22 protein-coding genes and 1 tRNA gene are annotated in these 22127 nt (G+C 71.2%); 10 read left to right on the top strand and 13 right to left on the bottom strand.

All coding sequences use genetic code 11. The annotated features are described in order from the left end of the window. The first annotated feature begins 2 nt into the window (after positions 1–2). A complete protein-coding gene (locus GE300_RS01525; protein ID WP_154444209.1) occupies positions 3–455 on the top strand; it encodes a baeRF12 domain-containing protein in 453 nt (150 codons plus the stop codon). A 13-nt stretch (positions 456–468) separates the two neighbouring features. Here GE300_RS01525 and GE300_RS01530 read toward each other — a convergent pair whose 3' ends face one another. The 4 genes from GE300_RS01530 to GE300_RS01545 form a co-directional block, all read right to left on the bottom strand. Further along, entirely contained in the window at positions 469–981 is a 513-nt protein-coding gene (locus tag GE300_RS01530; RefSeq protein WP_325063054.1) for a GNAT family N-acetyltransferase, read from the bottom strand. 75 nt (positions 982–1056) lie between these two features. Next, complete coding sequence (gene rpmG, locus GE300_RS01535) at positions 1057–1224, bottom strand: 50S ribosomal protein L33 (protein WP_008330537.1); 168 nt, start codon at positions 1222–1224, stop codon at positions 1057–1059. Between the two features lie 87 nt (positions 1225–1311). Further along, on the bottom strand, positions 1312–2001 hold the full coding sequence (locus tag GE300_RS01540; protein ID WP_154444213.1) for an NUDIX hydrolase: 690 nt from the start codon (positions 1999–2001) through the stop codon (positions 1312–1314). Between the two features lie 41 nt (positions 2002–2042). Beyond that, complete coding sequence (locus tag GE300_RS01545) at positions 2043–2450, bottom strand: DUF983 domain-containing protein (protein ID WP_154444215.1); 408 nt, start codon at positions 2448–2450, stop codon at positions 2043–2045. A gap of 214 nt (positions 2451–2664) precedes the next feature. Here GE300_RS01545 and GE300_RS01550 point away from each other — a divergent pair, with 214 nt between their 5' ends. Genes GE300_RS01550 through GE300_RS01560 form a run of 3 tightly spaced genes read left to right on the top strand, consistent with a single transcriptional unit; the run spans position 2665 to position 4140 of the window. Continuing rightward, positions 2665–3240: an RNA polymerase sigma factor gene (locus GE300_RS01550; protein WP_154444217.1), complete on the top strand. Its 576-nt coding sequence runs from the start codon at positions 2665–2667 to the stop codon at positions 3238–3240. 7 nt (positions 3241–3247) lie between these two features. Then, positions 3248–3613, top strand: coding sequence for a hypothetical protein (locus tag GE300_RS01555; RefSeq protein WP_233416697.1), 366 nt, complete (start codon positions 3248–3250; stop codon positions 3611–3613). Then, positions 3610–4140 (top strand): periplasmic heavy metal sensor, encoded by a 531-nt coding sequence (locus tag GE300_RS01560; protein WP_154444221.1) that lies wholly within the window; start codon positions 3610–3612, stop codon positions 4138–4140. Before GE300_RS01555 ends, GE300_RS01560 begins: the two co-directional genes overlap by 4 nt. A gap of 196 nt (positions 4141–4336) precedes the next feature. Here the strand turns inward: GE300_RS01560 and GE300_RS01565 are convergent, their stop codons facing one another. Beyond that, a complete protein-coding gene (locus GE300_RS01565) occupies positions 4337–5734 on the bottom strand; it encodes a diguanylate cyclase (protein WP_154444223.1) in 1398 nt (465 codons plus the stop codon). 112 nt (positions 5735–5846) lie between these two features. Between GE300_RS01565 and GE300_RS01570 the strand changes: the two genes are divergently transcribed. Next, positions 5847–6137, top strand: a complete 291-nt coding sequence (locus tag GE300_RS01570) for a DUF3572 domain-containing protein (RefSeq protein WP_233416698.1) — start codon at positions 5847–5849, stop codon at positions 6135–6137. A gap of 4 nt (positions 6138–6141) precedes the next feature. Here the strand turns inward: GE300_RS01570 and GE300_RS01575 are convergent, their stop codons facing one another. Continuing rightward, a complete protein-coding gene (locus tag GE300_RS01575; RefSeq protein WP_154444225.1) occupies positions 6142–6654 on the bottom strand; it encodes an acyl-CoA thioesterase in 513 nt (170 codons plus the stop codon). Between the two features lie 197 nt (positions 6655–6851). Here GE300_RS01575 and GE300_RS01580 point away from each other — a divergent pair, with 197 nt between their 5' ends. The 4 genes from GE300_RS01580 (at position 6852) to GE300_RS01595 (ending at position 11024) form a co-directional block, all read left to right on the top strand. Further along, a complete protein-coding gene (locus GE300_RS01580; protein WP_154444227.1) occupies positions 6852–7598 on the top strand; it encodes an HAD family hydrolase in 747 nt (248 codons plus the stop codon). 29 nt (positions 7599–7627) lie between these two features. Beyond that, the gene (locus GE300_RS01585; RefSeq protein ID WP_154444249.1) at positions 7628–9184 is read left to right on the top strand and encodes a trimethylamine methyltransferase family protein; all 1557 of its coding nucleotides are present in this window, start codon (positions 7628–7630) and stop codon (positions 9182–9184) included. Positions 9185–9336: 152 nt separating this feature from the next. After that, the gene (locus GE300_RS01590; protein WP_154444251.1) at positions 9337–10263 is read left to right on the top strand and encodes an ABC transporter ATP-binding protein; all 927 of its coding nucleotides are present in this window, start codon (positions 9337–9339) and stop codon (positions 10261–10263) included. Then, positions 10263–11024 carry an ABC transporter permease gene (locus GE300_RS01595; RefSeq protein ID WP_154444253.1) on the top strand — a complete coding sequence of 254 codons (762 nt, stop codon included), beginning with the start codon at positions 10263–10265 and terminating at the stop codon, positions 11022–11024. Before GE300_RS01590 ends, GE300_RS01595 begins: the two co-directional genes overlap by 1 nt. A gap of 12 nt (positions 11025–11036) precedes the next feature. Here GE300_RS01595 and GE300_RS01600 read toward each other — a convergent pair whose 3' ends face one another. From GE300_RS01600 to GE300_RS01625, 6 genes are all read right to left on the bottom strand, one after another. After that, a complete protein-coding gene (locus GE300_RS01600; RefSeq protein WP_154444255.1) occupies positions 11037–11480 on the bottom strand; it encodes a hypothetical protein in 444 nt (147 codons plus the stop codon). 139 nt (positions 11481–11619) lie between these two features. Further along, a tRNA-Gly gene (locus tag GE300_RS01605) sits at positions 11620–11694 on the bottom strand. Positions 11695–11771: 77 nt separating this feature from the next. Continuing rightward, complete coding sequence (locus GE300_RS01610) at positions 11772–13088, bottom strand: MFS transporter (RefSeq protein WP_154444257.1); 1317 nt, start codon at positions 13086–13088, stop codon at positions 11772–11774. Positions 13089–13187: 99 nt separating this feature from the next. Continuing rightward, the gene (locus GE300_RS01615) at positions 13188–16631 is read right to left on the bottom strand and encodes a pyruvate carboxylase (RefSeq protein ID WP_154444259.1); all 3444 of its coding nucleotides are present in this window, start codon (positions 16629–16631) and stop codon (positions 13188–13190) included. Between the two features lie 148 nt (positions 16632–16779). Beyond that, on the bottom strand, positions 16780–17667 hold the full coding sequence (locus GE300_RS01620; protein ID WP_325063055.1) for a GntR family transcriptional regulator: 888 nt from the start codon (positions 17665–17667) through the stop codon (positions 16780–16782). An 81-nt stretch (positions 17668–17748) separates the two neighbouring features. Further along, positions 17749–18774: a zinc-binding alcohol dehydrogenase family protein gene (locus tag GE300_RS01625; RefSeq protein WP_154444261.1), complete on the bottom strand. Its 1026-nt coding sequence runs from the start codon at positions 18772–18774 to the stop codon at positions 17749–17751. Positions 18775–18933: 159 nt separating this feature from the next. Here GE300_RS01625 and GE300_RS01630 point away from each other — a divergent pair, with 159 nt between their 5' ends. Further along, entirely contained in the window at positions 18934–20079 is a 1146-nt protein-coding gene (locus GE300_RS01630) for a mannitol dehydrogenase family protein (protein ID WP_233416699.1), read from the top strand. Here GE300_RS01630 and GE300_RS01635 read toward each other — a convergent pair whose 3' ends face one another. Continuing rightward, positions 20080–22125, bottom strand: a complete 2046-nt coding sequence (locus tag GE300_RS01635; protein ID WP_325063056.1) for a cation:proton antiporter domain-containing protein — start codon at positions 22123–22125, stop codon at positions 20080–20082. It lies immediately after the preceding gene. Positions 22126–22127 lie beyond the last annotated feature (2 nt).

Below are 22127 nucleotides of genomic sequence, written 5' to 3' on the forward strand. Positions count from 1 at the left end.
CCATGGCAATGCTCAAGACCGGCACCTGGGTGCTCGTGGCGGACAGCGAAAAGGCGCTGTTCCTGGAAAACGTCGGCGACACGCGGGATTACAAGCTGAAGGTTCGCCGCAAGGAAACCCACGACAACCCGCCCTCGCGGGAACAGGGCGCCAACCGGCCCGGACGCTACAACGACGGGCCCAACGTGCAGAAATCGGCGATGGACGACACCGACTGGCACGAGCTGGAGAAGGAACGCTTCGCCGAGGACCTGGCCGAGATGCTGTACCGGCGCGCCCACAAGGGCGAGTTCAAGCAGATCGTGCTGGTCGCCGCGCCGCACACCCTGGGCCACCTGCGCCCGGCGCTTCACCCCGAGGTGACGCGCTGCGTGATCGGCGAGATCCCGAAGAACCTGACCAACGAGCCGATCGAGAAGATGGAGGCGCACATCCACGAGGCGCTGGAACGCTGAGCGCGGCGGCGGCTTACCGCAGCCGCCGCCGCATGCGCACCGCCGGGAACGTGATCCCCGGCCGCAGTTCGATATCGACCTCGCCCAGCGCCTCGAACCCCTCGGCGGCATAGAACGGCACCGCGGTGCGGGTCGCGTGGCACTGCATCGCCCGCAGCCCCGCCGCCGAGGCGTCGGCGATGCTGCGCTCCATCAGGCGGTGACCGACGCCCTTGCGCAGCAGCAGCGGCTCGGTGACGAAGTGGCGGATGTTGCCGGTTGCCGCCTCGGGCGGCGCCGACGCGGGATCGTGCAGCGTCCAGCCGCCGGCGCCGATGATGCCGTGTTCGCCCGCGTCGGCGACGTAGTAGGTGCCGCAGCCGACCAGCCCCGGCTGCGCCCGCGCGATCAGCGGCACCGCCGTCACCAGCACCGAGGGCGGGTAGTCGGCCTTCAGCAGCTGCGGGTAGCAGCGGCGCAGCAGGTCGTCCACGGCGGGCACGTCGGCCTCGGTCGCCGCCCGGATGAAATAGCGGATCTCGGCCACGCCCCCTCCCAGAATGGCGAAAGGGGCCGCGCGTCGCCGCGCAGCCCCTCGACATCACGTCGGACGGCGAAGATCCTACTTGATCTTGCCTTCCTTATATTCAACGTGCTTGCGCGCGACCGGGTCGTACTTCCGCACGGTCATCTTCTCGGTCATCGTGCGCGCGTTCTTCTTGGTCACGTAGAAGTGGCCGGTATCCGCGGTGGAGTTCAGCCGGATCTTGATCGTGGTGGGTTTCGCCATCTGTCGCTCTCCTCGCGGGGCGCTGCGCCGCCCGCGGTTGTGTCTGAACCCCGCGTTCTACACGGCAAGGCGGCGGAGTCAACCCGCTCAGAGCGCGCGGAAGCGGGAAACCCCGGCGCCATGCTCGAAGAACGGCACCGGACGCTCGGCGCCGGGCGTATCCAGCAGCGCCTGCAACTCGCCAAGGGCGATGCGGGTGACGAACGGCGTCTCCAGCGCGCGCGCCGCGTCCAGCGGCAGCCAGCTCAGGTGGCTCAGCTCGTCGCCGGCGGCGGCGAAATCGTCCGGATCGCCCCACAGCGCATCCGCCTCGCACAGGAAGAAGCGGGCGTCGAACCGGCGCGGCCGGCCCGGCGGCGTGACCGCGCGCAGGAAGAACCGCAGCGCCGCGGCGTCGGGCGCCAGCCCCGGATCGCAGAACGGCCCCCACTCCGGCGCCGGGGCATAGCCGTCGGGCGCGCGCACCGCCAGCCGCAGGCCGGCCTCCTCCCACAGCTCGCGGATCGCGGCGGCGGCCAGCGCCGCGGGCGCGGCGGCGCTGTCGGTGGCCAGCCGCGCGGCCTCGGGCTGCGCCAGCGGGCGGCCCAGCGCCACGCCGGCGTCGGCCTCGTCGACGCGGCCGCCGGGGAACACGAACTTGCCGGGCATGAACACCGCCCCGGCGCCGCGCTGGCCCATCAGCACGCGCGGGCCGTCACCGGTGCGGCGCACCAGCACGATGGTGGCGGCATCGCGGACCGGCTGCGCGGCGGCGCTGGGATCGGGGGCGGCACTCATGGCGCGCATCCTCGCCGCATCGGCGCCGGCTTGTCCAGCGCTCAGGCGGCGCCGGCGAAGCCGTGCATCCGCCGCGCCCACTGAAAGCCGACGAACATGCCCTTGAGCCGCGGCAGCAGGTACAGCGCCAGCACCGTGAACAGCAGCGAGAAGCCGACCGCCATTTCCCACGCCTGCGGGCGCCACGCCACATAGATCGCGATCATCAGCGGCGCCAGGATGTGGCCGGCGATCAGGATCGTCGCCCAGGCCGGGCCGTCGTCGGCGCGGTGGTGGTGCAGATCCTCGCCGCAGACCGCGCAATGGTCCTGGATCTTCAAATAGCCGATCATCAGCGGCCCGGCGCCGCAGTTCGGGCAGCGGCGGCGCCAGCCCCGCAGCACCGCCGCGCGGGTGTCCCGCTCCCCGTGCCGCGCCGGGATGCCGGTCTCGTTCTTGAAATCACGCATGAGTCTCTCCGTTCTCACCCGAACATAGTACCACGGACCTGCGGATGCCCTGCGCCAGGCTGTCTTGCGGCGCCATGTCGCAAAAACCGGCGACGGAATGCGCCGGGCCGCGCGTTTGACGAACAGACGACAACGGGGGGCGCGGGATGCGCAACGGACACGCCGCCGCGGGGGCGGGCTGGCAGCGGCGCGGAACCATGGTTAACTGGGGCGCATGACGGACGAGCCGGATCCCGAGCGCGCGCGCGACGCCGCACTGCTGGCTGCCTACGCGGCGGGCGACGCCCGCGCCGCGCGCTCGCTGGTCGAGACCCACGCGCCGCGCGCGCTGGCGGTCGCGCGGCGGATGCTGGGCAGCGCCGCCGAGGCCGAAGAGGTCGCCCAGGAGGCGATGCTGCGGCTGTGGCGGATCGCGCCCGAGTGGCGCGCGGGCGAGGCGCGGATCTCGACCTGGCTCTACCGGGTGGTCGCCAACCTGTGCACCGACCGGCTGCGGCGGGCGCGCACCGTGCCGCTGCCCGAGGGTCACGACCCGCCCGACGAGCGGCCCGGCGCGGTCGCCGGGCTGATCGAGGGGCAGCGCGCCGCGGCGCTGGCGCGGGCGCTGGCGGACCTGCCCGAGCGGCAGCGCCTGGCGGTCACGCTGCGCCACCTGGAAGAGCGGCCCAACCCCGAGATCGCCGCGATCATGGGGCTGTCGGTCGATGCCGTCGAAAGCCTGCAGGCCCGCGGCCGCAAACGTCTGCGCGCGCTGCTGGCCGGCACGGAACTGAATTATCACGAGGGGTGAGATGAACATGACCTACCGACCCGACCGCACCCCGCCCGAGGGCCCGGACCTCGACGCCGCCTTCGCCGAACTGCGAGCCGCCGAGCCGCCGCCGCGCCCGGCGTTCATGGAAACGCTGATGGCCGACGCGCTGGCGGCGATGCCGGCGGCGGCGGTGCCGCGCCGGCGCGGCGCGGGGCGGATGCTGCTGGCCGCGATCGGCGGCTGGGTCGGCGGCGCGGCGCTGGCCGGCGCCGCCGTCGGCGGCATGGCGGTCGGCTACCTGGACCCGGTGGGGCTGTCGCCGGTGCTGTCCGACGGCGATCTTGCCTATGAGGCCGCCGACGCGCCCGCCGACGCGCTGCTGGCCTTCGCCGAGGAGGCCGGACTGTGAGCACGCCGTCCGCCCCCACCCCCGAGCCCATCCCGCGGCGGATGCCGCGCTGGGCCAAGCTGGCGCTGGTCGGATCGCTGGCGCTGAACCTGGCGGTGCTGGGCGTCGTCGGCGGCGCGCTGCTGCGCGGCGCCGACCGGGGCCGGCCGCTGTACCTGCCGATCGAGGGCTTTCGCAGCATCAGCGCCGCGATGCTGCCCGAGGACCGCGCCGCGCTGCGCCGCGACCTGCGCGCCCGCCGTGACGAGATCCGCGACGCGCGGCGCACGCTGCGCCGCTCGCAAGGCGAATTCATCGCCGCCCTGCGCGCCGACCCGTTCTCGTCCGAGGCGCTGGCCGCGGCGCTCGACTCGCACGCGGAGCAGTGGGAGCAGTTCGGCAGGCGCACCCGCGAGATGCTGGTGCGGCGCATTTCCGAAATGTCGCCCGAGGCCCGCGCCGCCTTCGCCGCCAACCTGGAATCGCACCTGTCCGAGCGGCGGGGGGCGCGGTCCGGCCCGAAGGCGCGGCGGGAGGCGGAGCGCTAGGGTTTCGGGCGCAATCCCGGTGCCTGGCGCCGGCGCAGGGCCGGCCGGCCGCCACCACGGCGCCTGGGGCCGGTGCTCCCGCGACATCGGCGGCCCGGGTGGGGGCGGGGCCGCGCCGGCGATGGCTGCCGCGACATCGACCCGAAGGCGTGCCGCGGCCCGGTCCCGGCAACCGCGGCCGCCGCGCCGGCCCGTCTCAGGCGGCGGCGCTGGCGAAATGGACGCAGTTTCGCCCGGCGAGCTTTGACTCGTAAAGCGCCCGGTCCGCCTCGGCGCAGAGGCGCTCGAACGACGGCTGGCGGCCGGGCATCGCCACCGCGACCCCGACGCTGATCGTGACCGACAGCGGCGGCAGCGCCGGCGCCGGCCGGATGCGCAACGCCGACACCGCCGCGCGCAGCCGCTCGGCCGCCCTGGCGCCGGTCTCGGGCGCGGTGTCGGGCATCGCGATCAGGAATTCCTCGCCGCCCTGCCGCGCCACCAGATCGACGCTGCGCACGTTGTCGCGCAGCCGTTCGGCCACCGCCCGCAGCACCCGGTCGCCGCAGCCGTGGCCGTGGCCGTCGTTGATCGCCTTGAAATTGTCCAGGTCCAGCATCATCAGCGTGAATGCCCGCTCCGCGGTCCCCGACCGGGCGAGCAGCCGCGGCACGTGGCGGTTGGCGTAGTGCCGGTTGTAGAGCCCGGTCAGCGGGTCGGTGATCGCCATCCGCATCCCCGAGCGCACCTGGTCGCGCAGCAGCGCCGACAGTATCCGCCGCCGGTCCAGCGCGTCGATCCGCGCCACCAGCTCGGCCATCGGCACCTCCGGGGTGACGAAATCCGCCGCGCCCATGTCCAGCGCCCGGCTTGCCATCGCCTCGTCCCCCACCGGCACCACGGCCAGCACCGGGGTGTGCCGCAACGCCGGGTCGGCCTGCATGTTGCCGATCAGCCGGAAGCCCAGATCGGCAGCGCGCGGGCCGGTCATCGCCGCCAGCACCGCCGCCACCGGCTGCGCGCCGCAGGCCGCAAGCGTCTCGCCCGGCGAGCCGCAGCGCAGCACCGGCCGCGCCATGCTGGCGGTCAGCCGCCCGCCCAGGGCGGCCAGCGCCCGCGGCTCGGGGTCCAGCACCACCAGCGGCGCGGGCGGGCCCTGCCAGCCAGCGCCCGGCTCGGCCATGCCGGCGCAGCCGGCTAGCAGGTCGGCAGTGTCGCCGCGCAGCGACAGCTCGTCGTGCATCCGTTTCAGGCGCAGGAACATGCGCATGCGCGCGTGCAGCGCGACCGCCGAATAGGGCCGGGTCATCACGTCGTCGGCGCCGGCGCGGAACGCCGCGGTCAGCGCCTCGTCGCCCGCCGCGTGCCTGGGCACGGTGACGATCACCGGCAGGTGCGCGGTGTGCGGCGTCCGCTTCAGCGCCTGCAGCAGCGCGTCGGCGCCGGCGCAGCCACCCTCGATGAACACCAGGTCGACATCGCCGGCCCGCGCCGCGGCGTCGGGCGCGGCGGCGTCGGACAGGGTGTCGACCGCGCAGTAGGCGGCCAGCAGCAGGCTTTTCAGAAGCAGCCTGTTCCCCGGATTCGGATCTATGATAAGAACGCGCCCAGCCATGTCGCCGCCTTCGGAGTTGCACGGCCCGCGGCCGCCGCCGGCGTCCTGCCGACGTCTCCGAGACTACGCGCGGCGTGGTTAACGGAATCTTTCGGCAAGGGGCGAAACAGCGATGCGCATGACGATGTCGGAAGATCGGGCCGAGGCGATCGCGCTTGCCGCGCTGGGCTGGATCGCGGCCGAGCCGGAGCGCGCGGGCGCGTTCCTCGGCGCCAGCGGCGCCGCGCCGGACGAGCTGCGCCAGCGCGCCGGCGATCCGATGTTCCTGGGCTTCGTGCTGGATTTCCTGCTGCAGGACGACGGCGGCGTGCAGGACTTCGCCGCGCAGATGCCGTGCCACCCCGAGGAGGTGCTGCGCGCCCGCGCCGCCCTGCCCGGGGGCGATCTGCCGAACTGGACCTGAAGCCTCAGCCGCGCCGCAACGCGCCCAGCGCCGCGCGCAGCCGCTCGGGCAGCGGCACCGGGCGGCGGCTGTCGCGGTCGACGTAGACATGGGTGAAGCGCGCCTCGGCGGCGGCGCTGTCGTCGCGCGCACGGAACATCCCGACCTCGTACTGGACCGAGGAATTCCCGACCCGCGACACCCTGAGCCCGGTCTCGACCTGGTCCGGATAGGCCAGCGCGTCGTGGTAGACGCAGGCGCTCTCGACCACCAGGCCGATCACCGGCCCGGCCGGCAGCTCCAGCCCGGCCGCGTCGATCAGCCAGCCGTTCACGCAGCTGTCGACGAACTCGTAGTAGACCACGTTGTTGAGGTGCCCGTAGACGTCGTTGTCGCGCCAGCGGGTCGTCACCGGCCGGAAGGCGGCGTAGTCCGACCGGCGCGCGCGCGGGCGGCGCTCGCGCGTCTGCGGCCGGACGACCGAGGTCGCGGCCGTCTCGGCGGTGTCGGCGGCGTCGGTGGAGGTGGAACTGTGCATCGCCTGTCCTGCGGTGTGCCCGGTGGTCTTGCTCCGTGTTCGGCACGCAGGTTAGCCCGTTTGCGCGCAAAGGCAATCGCCGGCGCAGCGTGACACGGCACCGCGCCGGTGTTGGCGCGGGGCTGGACGCGGCCCCGAACGGGGCGGTAGACGGGGCGTCGGGGGCGGCCCGACGCCGGCCCCGGAAAGGCAGACACATGAGCGAGATCTCCGCGATCCTGTTCGACAAGGACGGGACGCTGTTCGACTTCGGACTGACCTGGGGGCCGTGGACCGCGCGCTTCATCCGCGAGCTGGCCCGCGACGCCGCCCACGCCGACGCGCTGGCGCAGGCGATGCGCTTCGACATGCGCGCCGAGCGGCACCTGCCCGACAGCCCGTTCGTCGCCGGCACGGTCGACGACTGGATGCCGGTGCTGCTGCCGCTGCTGCCCGAGCACGGCGCCGAGTCGCTGCTGCGCCATATCGGCGCGCGCGCGGCCGGAACCCCGCAGGTGCCCGCCGCGCCGCTGCCGCCGCTGCTGCAAGGGCTGCGCGATGCGGGCTACCGGCTGGGGGTAGCGACCAACGACGGCTTCGCGCCGGTCTCGCAGCACCTGGCCGAGGCCGGGGTGGCGCATATGTTCGACTTCGTCGCCGGCTACGACAGCGGCCACGGGCCGAAGCCGGCGCCGGGGATGCTGCTGGCGTTCAGCCGGCACACCGGGGTGGCGACGGACGCGACGCTGATGGTCGGCGACAGCCTGCACGATCTGACCGCCGCGCGCACCGCCGGCATGCCGGCGGTGGCGGTGCTGACCGGCTCGGCCCCGGCCGAGGTGCTGGCGCCGCACGCCGAGGCGGTGCTGCCGTCGATCGCTTCGCTTCCCGACTGGCTGAAACAGCGGAAAACCGGCACCCCGCCGTCGCAAACGGGACGGACCGGGCTGCGCATGGCGGATTGACTGGACCCAGCCGCTGCCGAGAGGATCTCATGTCGGACCGAAAAGGCCACCGCTCGGGCGGGCGCGCCTCCGCCCACCGCCGCCAGACCGGCCACGCGATCGCCCAGCCGCCCTGGCGCATCCCGGTGAACCCCGACCACCCGACCGAGCCGCTGCCGCCCGAGGGCGTCGCCGCGATCCACGAGGCGGCAATGCGCGTGCTCGAGGAGATCGGCATCGAGTTCCTGCACCCCGAGGCCCGCGACGTGCTGGCCCGCGCCGGCTGCGCGGTCGAGCCGGACGGCTGCAACGTGCGCATGGACCGCGCCTGGGTGATGGAGAAGGTCGCGCTGGCCCCGGCCGAGTTCACCATCACCCCGCGCAACCCGGACCGGGCGATCCGCATCGGCGGGCCGCACATGGTATTCTCGGCGGTCGCCTCGCCGCCGAACGTGATGGATCTGGACCGCGGCCGCCGGGTCGGCGACTTCGCCAGCTTCCGCGACCTGACCAAGCTGACGCAGTACTTCAACTGCCTGCACGTCGCCGGCGGCTACCCGGTCGAGCCGGTGGATCTGCACGCCTCGATCCGGCACCTGGACTGCATCCACGCCGCGCTGACCCTGACCGACAAGGTCAGCCACGCCTATTCGCTGGGCCCCGACCGGGTCGAGGACGTGCTGGAGATGGCCCGGCTGGCCAGCGGCCTGCCCGCGGACGAATTCTTCGCCATCCCGCGGCTCTACACCAACATCAACTCGTCGTCGCCGCTGAAGCACGACTGGCCGATGCTGGACGGGGCGATGCGCTTTGCCCGGCGCGGTCAGCCGGTGATCGTCACCCCGTTCACCCTGGCCGGGGCGATGGCGCCGGTGACGATGGCGGGCGCGGTGGTGCAGTCGGTGGCCGAATGCCTGGCCGCGGTGGCGCTGCTGCAGCAGATCAACCCGGGCACGCCCTGCGTCATGGGCACCTTCACCTCGAACGTCGACATGAAGTCCGGCGCGCCGGCCTTCGGCACGCCGGAATACATGCGCGCGACACAGATGTCGGGGCAGATGGCGCGGTTCTACCGGCTGCCGCTGCGCGCCTCGAACGCCTGCGCGGCGAATGCGCCCGACGCGCAGGCGATGTGGGAAAGCATGAACTCGCTGTGGGCGGCGGTGCAGTCGCGGACCAATTTCGTGTTCCACGGCGCCGGCTGGCTGGAGGGCGGCCTGATCGCCAGCTACGAGAAGCTGGTGATGGACTGCGAGGCGATCCAGCAGATCCAGCGCTATTTCGAGCCGGTGCTGGTCGACACCTCGGCCGACGCGCTGGCGCTCGAGGCGATCCGCGAGGTCGGCCCGAACGGCAACTTCTTCGGCGCCAGCCACACCCAGGACCGCTATGCCACCGCCTTCTACGCGCCGTTCCTCAGCGACTGGCGCAACTTCGAGGCATGGAGCGGCGCCGGCGCGACCTGGACCGCCGAGCGCGCCAACCGGATATGGAAGAAGATCCTGGCCGAGTACGAGCCGCCGCCGATGGATCCCGACGCGCGCGAGGCGCTGGACGACTTCGTCGCCCGCCGCAAGGCCGAAGGCGGCGCCGAGACCGACTTCTGAGCGGCCGCGCCCGGAACAGAGCGCGGAACAGAACACTGAACTGAACGCCCGTTCACGCGATTGGCAGCAGACCGCCGCCGCGGTGCAGTTCGGCATTGCCTGGCGCGCCAGCCCCGCTAGGGTGCCGCGGAGCGATTTCTCGGGGTATTTTCATGACGGCGATCGTAGACATCCGCGACCTGACCAAGACCTATGGCTCGGGTCACCAGGCATTGAAGGGCGTCAGCCTGCAGATCGCGCAGGGCGAGATCCTGGCGCTGCTGGGACCGAACGGCGCCGGCAAGACGACGATGATCTCGGTGATCTGCGGCATCACCAACCCGACCTCGGGCACGGTGACGGTGGCCGGGCACGACATCATCCGCGACTTCCGCGCCGCCCGCGCGACGATCGGCCTGGTGCCGCAGGAGGTGGCGCTGGAGCCGTTCGCCAATGTCGCGGACACCGTCGCCTATACCCGCGGCCTGTTCGGCAAGGCGCCGGCCCCGGACCGGATCGAGGCGATCCTGCGCAACCTGTCGCTGTGGGACAAGCGCAACGCGCAGGTCAACGAGCTGTCCGGCGGGATGAAGCGCCGGGTGCTGATCGCCAAGGCGCTCAGCCACGAGCCGCGGGTGCTGTTCCTGGACGAGCCCACCGCCGGCGTCGACGTCGAGCTGCGCAAGGACATGTGGCGGATCGTGGGCGAGCTGCGCGAAGGCGGCGTGACGATCATCCTGACCACTCACTACATCGAGGAGGCCGAGGCCATCGCCGATCGCGTCGGGGTGATCAACCACGGCCAGCTGCTGCTGGTCGAGGACAAGGCCACGCTGATGGCCCGGATGGGCCGCAAGGAGATGCTGATCGAGCTGCAGGAGCCGGTCTCGGCGCTGCCCGAGGCGCTGTCCGGCTATAGCCTGGAGCGCAACGGCGCCGGCGACGTGCTGACCTATGCCTATGACAGCCAGGCGGCGCGCACCGGCATCACCCGGCTGCTGTCGGACCTGAACGCCGCCGGTCTGAACGTGCGCGACGTACAGACCCGGCAAAGCTCGCTGGAGGAAATCTTCGTCGGCCTGGTGAAGGAGGACGCGTGATGAACTGGCAGGCGATCCGCGCGATCTACACCTCCGAGATGGGGCGCACCGTGCGCACCCCGCTGCAAAGCCTGGTGTCGCCGGTGATCTCGACCTCGCTCTATTTCGTGGTGTTCGGCTCGGCGATCGGCAACCGCATCCAGCAGGTCGAGGGCATCGAGTACGGCGCCTTCATCGTGCCGGGGCTGATCATGCTGACGATCATGATGCAGTCGGTGTCGAACGCGTCGTTCGGGATCTACTTTCCCAAGTTCATCGGCACCTTCTACGAGCTGCTGTCGGCGCCGATCACCTATCTCGAGATCGTGATCGGCTTCGTCGGCGCGGCGGCGACGAAATCGCTGGTCATCGGGCTGATCATCCTGGCGACGGCGGCGTTCTTCGTCGAGCTGCGCATCGCGCACCCGGTGCTGATGCTGTCCTTCCTGGTGCTGACCTGCGTGACCTTCGCGCTGCTCGGCTTCATCATCGGCATCGTGGCGCGGAACTTCGAGCAGTTGCAGCTGGTGCCGCTGCTGGTGGTCACGCCGCTGGTGTTCCTGGGCGGCAGCTTCTATTCGGTGGCGATGCTGCCGCCGTTCTGGCAGACGGTGACGCATTTCAACCCGGTGCTGTACCTGATCAGCGGCTTCCGCTGGAGCTTCTACGAGGTCTCGGACGTCGGCGTCGGCGTCAGCCTGGCGGCGATCGCCCTGTTCCTGTTCGCCTGCCTCGCCGTCACCTGGTGGCTGTTCCGCACCGGCTACCGGATCAAGAGCTGACCGCAGGTCGACTCAGCCGTCCTGAAGACGATAATCCAGGCGGGGCCAGTCCGGCCCTGCCAGCCAGCCACCAAGGTCCGCGCGGAACGCCGCCCTGTCGGCGCCGGTGCCGGTCCGCCACCACCACCGGACCCGTGCGGCCTTCTCGCCTTTCAGCGACGGATAGACGTAGAGACAGCCCAGATAGGTACCGTCACCGCCCTCGATCACCCAGGCGAAGCTGCGGCGGCAGTCGAATTCTCGCTGGTGCCAGGCCAGGTCGAGGTAATTTTCCTCGGCTGTCAGCCCGTCTGGCCAGGTCATGTTCGGATTGGCGGCCCGGATGTCGGCCGCGCTTTCCATCACCGCCGCGTAGTCGCGGTCCTGATCCGCGACGCCCAGCGCCCTGAGGCACACCGTGCCCAGGTCATGCTCTCGGGGGATCTGCCATCCGGCAAACTCCGGATGCGGTTCCATTGGACGCTCCAGCCCGTCTCGACGGTCAGGCATATGATGCCTGCGGCGAGGTCAATCTGTCAGCAACGAAAAGGGGCCGGAAACGACATAGGGCCGCTGCCGCGGCCCTGTCATGCTTTCTTTGAAAGCGCCTGAAATCTGGAGCGGGCGATGAGATTCGAACTCACGACCCTTACCTTGGCAAGGTAATGCTCTACCCCTGAGCTACGCCCGCGCTCCGATTTCGTTTCGCCGTTATAGAGATTCGCGATCCGGCTGCAAGCGGAAAAGCGGCGGTCGGCGGCAAGATTGTCAGCCGTCGCCGGGCTGCGGATCGGGGCGGTTTTCCGGCCCCGCTCCGGCGTCGCTGCCAGCCCGGGCGGCGGTTTCCGGCGCCTCCTCGATCGCCGGGTTCAGCAGGTTGGTCTGCGGCGTGGTCTGCGTTCCCACCGGCGCGGTGTGGAACGCGGCCTTGTCGCGCGGGCCCGGCGCATCGCGGCGGCGGATCCGCCAGGCGCCGTAAACGATCAGCAGCGCGTGCGCCGCCAGCGAGTTCATGAACAGCCCCGCCGGGCCGGTCAGGTTCATCAGCAGACCGCCCATCAGCGGCCCGGCGATCGAGCCGATGCCGAACAGCAGCAGCAGCCCGCCGCTGGTGCGCAGGAAATAGTTCTCGGGGGCGTGGTCGTTGGCGTGGGCGACGATCACCGGGTACATCGCGTAGACCGCCGCGCCGAACACGCTGGCCAGCGCCAGCACCAGCATCGGCGCGGTCGGCGCGATGAACACGAAGGTCACGTCGACCGCCGCCGCCACCGCGCCCAGCCCCAGCAGCACGAAGCGCCGGTCCATGCGGTCGGACAGGAAGCCGACCGGCACCTGCAGCGCCGCGCCCGCGACCACCGCGATCGACATGAAGATGGCGATGGTGCTGACATCCAGCCCGATGCGCGCGCCATAGACCGCGCCCAGCGTGCCGAAGGCGCCGTTCGAGACCCCGACCAGCACCACCGCGACCACCGCCAGCGGCGAGTTGCGCCACAGCGCCGGCAGGTCCAGGCTGGCGGCGACCATCGGCTGCGGCGCGATCTGCTGCGTCACCGCCGTCGGCAGCAGCGCCAGCGCATAGAAGATCGCCGCCAGCACGAAGAAGGCGTAGCCGCCGGTGTCGCCGGTCATCAGCAGCATCTGCCCGGCGGTGGTCGCGGCAAGGTTGACCATCGTGTAGACGCCGAACACCCCGCCGCGCGCCTCGCCCGGGGTGCGCTCGTTGATCCAGCTCTCGACGATCATCGCCGCGCCGGCGAAGCAGTAGCCGGCCAGCGCGCGCAGCACGATCCAGGCCCAGGCGTGGATGAACAGCAGCGACAGCAGGATCGACACCGCCGCCAGCCCGGCCATCACCGAGAACGCGCGGATGTGCCCGACCCGGCCCACCAGCCGCGGCACCGACAGGCAGCCGCTGACATAGCCCAGCGCCCAGCCGGTGCCCAGCAGGCCCAGCGAGAGGGACGAGAACCCCTCCTCGGCGCCGCGCAGCGGCAGGATCAGCCCGTTGATGCCGCCGGCGAACATCAGCGCCGCCGATCCCATCAGCAGCGCCCCGATGGTGCCGAAGTGCCTGTGCATGCCGCCCTCCCCGCCGGTCAGCCCGGCGCCGTACCGGTCGCCGTACCGGTCCCGTCGTGATACCGCACCGGCGGCGGCGCGCAAGTCTCACGGCGGGGATCAGCCGTGCTCCAGCTCGACCAGCAGGTCCTTGGCGTCGATCTGCGCGCCGGCGCCGACGTGTACCGCCGTCACCGTGGCCGCGCGGTCGGCATAGAGCCCGGTCTCCATCTTCATCGCCTCGATGGTCAGCAGCAGGTCGCCCTCGGCCACCGCCTGCCCCGCCGCGACCGAGACGCTGGCCACCACGCCGGGCATCGGCGCGCCGACGTGGCCGGCGTTGGCCGGGTCGGCCTTGGCCCGCGCCACCTCGCTGCCGGCGACCTGGCGGTTCGGCACCCGGATCGTGCGCGGCTGGCCGTTCAGTTCGAAGAACACCCGGACCTGGCCCTCGGCATTTGTCTCGCCGACGGTCTGCAGCCGTATCTCGAGGATCTTTCCCGGGTCGATCTCGACCGAGATTTCCTCGCCCGGCTCCATGCCGAAGAAGAACACCGGCGTCGGCAGGGTGCGCACCGGGCCGTAGATCGCGTGCCGCTGGCGGTACTCGGTGAACACCTTGGGGTACATCAGGTAGCCGCACAGATCCTCGTCGTCGACCTCCTCGCCGTCGAGCCTGGCGACGATCTCGGCGCGCGCCGCCTCCAAGTCGACCGGCGGCATCTTCGCGCCGGGGCGGCCGGTCTCGGGCGTCTCGCCGCGCAGCACCTTCTTCTGCAGCGCCTTCGGCCAGCCGCCCGGCGGCTGCCCCAGGCTGCCGCGCATCATGTCGACCACCGAATCCGGGAACGAGACGTCGCGCTCGGGGTCCTCGACCTCGGCGCGGGTCAGGCCCTGGGCGACCATCATCAGCGCCATGTCCCCGACGACCTTGGACGACGGCGTCACCTTCACGATGTCGCCGAACATCCGGTTCACCTCGGAATACATCCGGGCGACCTCGTGCCAGCGCGTCTCCAGCCCCATCGAACGCGCCTGCGCCTTGAGGTTGGTGAACTGCCCGCCCGGCATCTCGTGCAGGTAGACCTCGGAGGCGGGCGCCATCAGCCCGCTCTCGAAGGCGGCGTACTTGCGGCGCACCGCCTCCCAGTAGTCGGACATCTCGCGGATCGCCGCGGGATCGATGCCGGTGTCGCGCGGGGTGTTGCGCAGCGCCTGCACGATCGAGCCCAGGCAGGGCTGCGAGGTGCCGCCCGACAGCGCGTCCATCGCCGCATCGACCGCGTCGGCGCCGGCCTCGGCCGCGGCCAGCACCGTGGCGCCGGCGATCCCCGAGGTGTCGTGCGTGTGGAAGTGGATCGGCAGCCCGACCTCCTCCTTCAGCGTGCGGATCAGCGTGCCGGCGGCGGCGGGTTTCAGCAGCCCGGCCATGTCCTTCAGGCCCAGAACGTGCGCGCCGGCGGCCTTGAGCGCCTTGCCCATCTCGACATAGTACGTCAGGTCGTACTTCGCCCGGTCCGGATCGAGGATGTCGCCGGTGTAGCAGATCGTGCCCTCGCAGATCTTGCCGGTGTCCAGCACCGCGTCCATCGCCACGCGCATGTTCTCGACCCAGTTCAGGCTGTCGAACACGCGGAACACGTCGACACCGCTGTCGGCGGCCTGCGCCACGAAGCGCTGCACCACGTTGTCGGGGTAGTTGGTGTAGCCGACGCCGTTCGAGGCGCGCAGCAGCATCTGCGTCAGGATGTTCGGCATCCGCGTGCGCAGGTCGCGCAGCCGCTGCCACGGGCATTCCTGCAGGAACCGGTAGGCGACGTCGAAGGTGGCGCCGCCCCAGCACTCGACCGAGAACAACTCGGGCAGGTTGTGGGCATAGGCGTCGGCGGCCTTGACCATGTCGTAGCTGCGCATCCGCGTGGCCAGCAGGCTCTGGTGGCTGTCGCGCATCGTGGTGTCGGTCAGCAGCACCCGCTGCTGCGCCAGCATCCAGTCGGCGACCGCCTGCGGCCCCTTCTCGTCCAGCAGCGTCCTGGTGCCCGGCGGCGGCGCGTCGGTGCGCAGCGCCGGCGGGCGCGCCTGACTTTCGGCCGGGCGGGCATGGCCCTGGGTCTCGGGATGGCCGTTGACGGTGATGTCGGCGATATAGGTCAGCACCTTCGAGGCGCGGTCGCGGCGGGCTGCGAACTCGAACAGCTCGGGCGTCGAGTCGATGAACTTGGTGGTGTACTGGTTGTTCAGGAACACCGGGTGCTTCAGCAGGTTCTCGACGAAGGCGATGTTGGTAGAAACGCCGCGGATCCGGAACTCGCGCAGGGCGCGGTCCATGCGGGCGATCGCCATCTCGGGCGTCGGCGCCCAGGCGGTGACCTTTTCCAGCAGCGAGTCGTAGTAGCGGGTGATCACCGCGCCGGAATAGGCGGTGCCGCCGTCCAGCCGGATGCCCATGCCGGTGGCGCCGCGATAGGCGGTGATCCGGCCATAGTCGGGGATGAAGTTGTTCTGCGGATCCTCGGTGGTGATCCGGCACTGGATCGCGTGGCCGTTCAGCTTCACCTCGGCCTGGCTGTCGGCGCCGGTCGCCTCGGCGATGGTCTTGCCCTCGGCCAGCAGGATCTGCGCGCGGACGATGTCGATGCCGGTCACCTCCTCGGTGACGGTGTGCTCGACCTGGACCCGCGGGTTGACCTCGATGAAGTAGAACTCCTCCGAATCCATGTCCATCAGGAACTCGACGGTGCCGGCGCAGTGATAGCCGACATGGGCGCAGATCTTGCGGCCCAGCGCGCACAGCGCCTCGCGCTGGTCCTGGCCGAGGTAGGGCGCGGGCGCGCGCTCGACGACCTTCTGGTTGCGGCGCTGGACCGAGCAGTCCCGCTCCCACAGGTGATACATGCCGCCGAACTGGTCGCCGAGGATCTGCACCTCGACGTGGCGCGCGCGCAGGATCATCTTTTCCAGATAACCCTCGCCGTTGCCGAACGCGTTCTCGGCCTCGCGCCGGCCCTCCAGCACCTTGTCCTCCAGCTCGTCTGGGCCCATCACCGGGCGCATGCCGCGCCCGCCGCCGCCCCAACTGGCCTTGAGCATGAACGGATAGCCGACCTCGTCGGCCATCCGGCGCACCTCGTCCATGTCGTCGGGAAGCACCTCGGTCGCCGGGATCACCGGCACCCCGGCCTCCAGCGCCACGCGCCGGGCACTGGCCTTGTCGCCCAGCGCGCGCATGGTCTCGGCCTTCGGTCCGATGAAGGTGATGCCGGCGTTGTCGCAGGCGTCGACCAGATCCGGGTTCTCGGACAGCAGGCCGTAGCCCGGGTGGATCGCGTCGGCGCCGGACATCCTGGCGACGCGGATGATCTCGGGGATCGACAGATAGGCGGCGACCGGCCCCAGCCCCTCGCCGATCCGGTACGCCTCGTCGGCCTTGAACCGGTGCAGCGACAGCTTGTCCTCTTCCGCAAAGACCGCGACCGTGCGCTTGCCCATCTCGTTCGCGGCCCGCATCACGCGGATGGCGATCTCGCCACGGTTGGCGATCAGGATCTTGCGGAAAGTTTTCATCGGACAGCGCCTCTCGCGGGGATTATTTCGCGGCAAGCTATCGTACCGCAGTGCAACATACAATCGGACTCGCCGCCGACTAACCGCCGAATCGCCGCCGATCGGCCCGCCTTGCACGCCCGCGCCGACGCGATCGACCGCGGTGCGCTCACTCGAAGGCGGCGGAGTCCATCATCGTGCGCCGCGCGGTCTGCAGATGCGCCTCGAATGCCCGCCGGGCGCGCGGGATGTCGCCGTCCAGCAGCGCCTCGATCACCGCCAGGTGCTCGTGCAGCGCGGCCAGGTTGCGGTCGCGCTCGTTCGTCTTGTTCCAGCGGTAGTGGAAGTGGAAGATCAGCGACACCAGCTCGTAGAAATCGTCCACGAACCGGTTGTCGAGCCGGTCGAGAAGCAGCCGGTGGAACTGTTCGTCCATGCGGGGGAACTTCAGGAATTCGGTGTCGATGCTGGCCGCAAGCGCGCGATGGCTTTCGGCCAGCGCCTGCAGCGTCCCGGTCACCGCCGACGGGTCGCGGGCCAGCCGCTCGAAGGCGCGGGTCTCGAACATCTCGCGGACGTCGAACAGGTCGGTGGCGAAGTCGCGGGTGAAGCCGTGCAGAACCCAGTGGCGGTTCGGCTCCTTGCGGATCAGCCCGAAGCGCGAGAAGCGGATCAGGTACTCGCGGATCGCCGACGAGCTGACGCCGAACTCGCGCGCCAGCTCGCTTTCGCGCAGGATCGCGCCGGGTTTCAGATCGCCGCCCAGGATGTATTCCATGAACTGGGTCTCGATCCGCTCGCTGGCGGACTTGGTCTCCTCCTCGGGGAAGAAGTCGGCCTTCAGCGGCCGGCGCAGCACCAGCTTGCGGCGGCCCTCCCAGTCGATGATGCCGCTGCTGCTCAGGTGTTCCAGCACCGCGCGCACGGTGGTACGGCTGCTGTTCAGGATCTCGGCCAGCTCGGCCTCGGGCGGCAGCTGCGCACCCCGCCCCATGTCGCCGATATGCACCAGGCACCGGTTGTAGGCTTCCTTGTAGACACTGTTGCTGCGCGACACGCCGGCTCCCCGCTGTTCGGCCAGTAGTTATGCACCGCGGGCTTGCGGGCGCAATCCGAAACCCTCCCGCCGCGGGCGCGTTCAGACCGCGGTCAGGTCCACCATGATCTTCAGCGTCTCGCTGCGGTGCGCCTCCCACCAGGGCAGCGCCGCGTCGGCCTCGTCCCAGCGGCACATGCGCGAGATCAGCCGGTCGCCCACCCCCGGGTTGGCCTCGAGAAAGCCGATCACGGTCTCGAAGTCCGCCCGCGTGGCATTGCGCGAGCCGTGGATGTCCAGCTCCTTCACGTTGAACAGCGCGGTGTCATAGCTGACCTCGGACTTGGCGTAGCCGACATAGACCACCCGGCCGGCGGCGGCGACCAGATCGATCGCGGCGCGGAAGGTCTGCGGCAGCCCGACCGCCTCGATCACCACCGACGGGCCGTGGCCGCCGGTCAGCGCGGCCAGCGCCTCGGCCTGATCGGCGGCGCCGGGATCGATCACCGCCTCGGCGCCCAGCGCCCGCAGGCTGTCGTGCTTGGCGGCGCTCGGCTCGACCGCCAGCACCCGCGCGCCCCGCGCCCGCGCGCCCAGCATCGCGCCGACGCCGATCATGCCGCCGCCCAGCACGGCGACGGTGTCGTCCGCCGTCACCCGGCCGCGGCCGACGGCGTGAAAGCCCACCGACAGCGGCTCGACCAGCGCCAGGTGCGGCGCCGGCAGGCTGTCGTTCAGGATCAGCCGGTCGTGGCGGGCGACGATGCGCTCGGCCAGCGCGCCGTCCTGCTGCACGCCCAATGTCCTGTTGTGCCTGCAGGCGTTGACCCGGCCGGACAGGCAGGCCGCGCAGGCCCCGCAGGTGGTGTAGGGGATCACCGTCACCCGCCGGCCGGCGGCGAACTCCGCCGGCACCTCGGGGCCGGCGCCCAGGATCACGCCGCCGATCTCGTGCCCCGGAATACGCGGCAGCGCCGCCAGCGGGTTGGCGCCGCGAAACGTGTTCAGGTCCGAGCCGCACAGCCCGACGTGACGCACCTCGACCAGCACCTCGCCGGGCCCCGGCCGGGGGGCGGCGATCTCGGCGAACTCGGTCCTGCCGACCGCGGTGATCCTCAACGCTCTCATGGCCACCTTTCTGGTGCGGCGGTGCCGGCGCCCGTCGAAAGTCGCTTTCCGGCCCGCCTATAGTCCGCTATGCTTAAAAAACACAGGGCGCGAAGTCAAAGTCTTTCTCGCCCGACCACCCTCGCAGACCACCCTTGCAGAACACTGTCGGAGACCGCCTTGCCCGAAGCCCCAAACACGGCCACAGACACAGACAGCCCCGTCACCCCCGTCGTGCAGTTCGGCACCAGCCGCTTCCTGCAGGCCCATGTCGACCTGTTCATCGACGAGGCCCTGGCCCGCGGCCGCGCCGCCGGGCCGGTCACCGTGGTGCAAAGCTCGGGCGATCCGGCGCGGGCGGCACGGCTGGCGGCGCTGGCCGACCCGGCCGGCTACCCGGTGCGCATCCGCGGCCGCGAGAACGGCGCCGAGGTCGACCGCCAGCAGATGGTGCGCTCGGTGCGGCGCACGCTGTCCACCGCCACCGACTGGCCGCAGCTGGTGCGGATCGTCTGCGACCAGGCCCGGTACCTGATCTCGAACACCGGCGACGCCGGCTACGATCCGCGTCCCGCCGACGCCGCGGACAGCTTCGACCAGGCCATGTCGTTTCCGGCCAAGCTGCAGCTGCTGCTGCGCGCGCGCCACGACGCCGGCGCGCGGCCGCTGACGGTGATGCCGGCCGAGCTGATCCCCGCCAACGGCGCGCGGCTGAAGGCGCGGGTGCTGGAACTTGCCGCGCTCGCCCCCGCCGCCTACCGCGACTGGCTGCGCGACCGGGTGATCTGGGCCAATTCGCTGGTCGACCGCATCGTCTCGGAGCCGCTGCACCCCGCCGGCGCGGTGGCCGAGCCCTACGCGCTCTGGGCGATCGAGGCGCAGCCGGGGCTGGTGCCGCCCTGCGAGCATCCCTGCGTGCAGCTGGTCGACGATCTGGAACGCGCCGAGGCGCTGAAGCTGTTCATCCTGAACCTCGGGCACAGCTGGCTGGTGTCGCGCTGGCAGGCGACGCCTGGCGCGCCGGCGCTGGTGCGGCAGTTCCTCGACGACCCGGCGGTGCTGGCCGAGTTGCAGCACCTCTACCGGGCCGAGGTGCTGCCCGCCTTCGCCGCCGCCGGGCTGGGCGCGGCGGCGGAGGACTACATCGCCACCACGCTCGACCGGATCCGCAACCCGTTCCTCGATCACCGGCTGGCCGACATCGCCGAGAACCACGCCGAAAAGGTCCGCCGGCGGGTCGGCGGCCTGCTGGACTGGGCGCAGAAGAAGGGCGACGCGACGCCGCGGCCGCGGCTGGCGGCGCTGGCCGCCGCGGCGGCCGGCTGATCAGTCGCCGGCCTGCGCCGGGTCGGCCGGTGCCGCGGCTGTGCCCGCGTCCGCATCGCCGCCGCCGTCATTGTCGCCGCCGTCATTGTCGCCGTCGTCGTCTGCGAACACGTCGCCGACCGGCGGCGGCGTCCACGACCGCTCGGCCTTGACGTGCAGGCTGCGGCGCAGCCCCATCATCGACTCGTTCAGCCGCTGGTTGATCTCGCGCGCCTTGTCGGCATAGGCCTCGTTCTCGAACATCGACAGCTCCGGATCCCACAGCCGCGCAAGGTCGGCCAGATCGGACCGGTCCTGCTTGACGTACATCCGCGCGGCGCGCTCGGCCTCGAACGGGTGGTGGCCCATCGCCAGCATCGCGTAGCGCCCGGCGCGCACCGAGCTGTCGAAGGTCTCGCGCACGATGTCGCGCGCCCCGGCGGCGTACAGCCGGTAGACATGCTCGCGGTCGTAGGCGCGGGCGACGACGTGCACATGCGGATGCTCGCGGGTGACATAATCGACCATCTTCACCGAGGCGTCGCGGTCGTCCACCGCGATCACGATCACCCGCGCGTCGCGGATCCCGGCGGCCATCAGCAGCTCGGGCCGGCTCGGATCGCCGAAGAAGGCGCGCACCCCGAACCGGCGCAGGTCCGAGATCAGCTCGTTGTGGTGGTCCAGCACCACGGTCTTGTGGCCGTTGGCCAGCAGCATCCGGTTCACCACCTGGCCGAAACGGCCCAGCCCGGCGATGATCACCGGGCCGACCTCGTCGATCTCGTCGTCCTCGACCGGCTCGTCGGCGCTGCCGATCGCGCTCAGCCGGTCGTGGGCGATGAACAGCGCCGGGGTCAGCAGCATCGACAGGGTGACGATCATGCTCAGCGTCAGCCCCAGATCGCCGGGGATCACCGCGTTCTGCGTGGTGAAGCTGAGCAGCACGAAGCCGAACTCGCCGGCCTGCGCCAGGCTGAGGGTGAACAGCCAGCCGGCCGAGCCGCGGATCCGGAACAGCCTGGCCAGCCCGAACAGCACCCCGGCCTTCAGCGCCATCAGCCCCAGCGTCAGCCCGACGACCAGAAACGCCTGCTGGGCGAACAGCTCGAAGTTCATCCCCGCGCCCACGGTGATGAAGAACAACCCCAGCAGCAGCCCCTTGAACGGCTCGATATCGGCCTCCAGCTCGTGCCGGTATTCCGAGTTCGCCAGCACCACGCCGGCCAGGAAGGTGCCCAGCGCCGGCGACAGCCCGACCACGATCATCAGCAGCGCGATGCCGATCACCAGCAACAGCGCCGCGGCGGTGAAGATCTCGGGCAGCTTGGCCAGCGCCAGGAAGCTGAACATCGGCCGGGTCAGGAAATGCCCGCCGCCGACGATCACCCCGACCGAACCCAGGACCACCAGGGTGACGATCCACCCCGGCTGGCCGTCGAGCATGCTCGCCGCCTCCTCGACCACCTCCTCGCCGGTGCCGCCGCCCGCGCCGCCATCGCCGGCGGTGAAGATGATGTCCGACAGCGCCGCCTGACCGCCGCCGCCCATCATCTCCGGAGCGGCCAGCAGCGGGATCAGCGCCAGCATCGGGATCACCGCGATGTCCTGGGTCAGCAGCACGCTGAACGTGGCGCGGCCGCCGTCGGTGCGGGTAAGGCCCTTCTCGCCCAGGGTCTGCATCACGATCGCCGTCGACGACAGCGAGAAGGTCAGCCCCACCGCCAGCGCCACCGACCAGTACAGCCCCATCGCCAGGGCGGCGACGGTGATCAGCAGCGTGGTGAGCGCGATCTGCAGCCCGCCCAGCCCCAGCAGCCGGTGCCGCATGCCCCACAGCGCCCGCGGCTCCATCTCCAGCCCGATCAGGAACAGCATCATCACCACGCCGAACTCGGCATAGTGCTGCAGGTCCTGGGTCTCGGCGCCGACGATGCCCAGGATCGGGCCGATGACCATGCCCGCGATCAGGTAGCCCAGCACCGAGCCCAGTCCCAGCCGCTTGGCGATCGGCACCATCACCACCGCCGCGACCAGATAGACGAACGCCTGGTACAGGAATGTCTCCACCG

Origin of the sequence: Halovulum marinum, from assembly GCF_009697225.1 — a bacterium.
Lineage (GTDB): Bacteria > Pseudomonadota > Alphaproteobacteria > Rhodobacterales > Rhodobacteraceae > Halovulum > Halovulum marinum.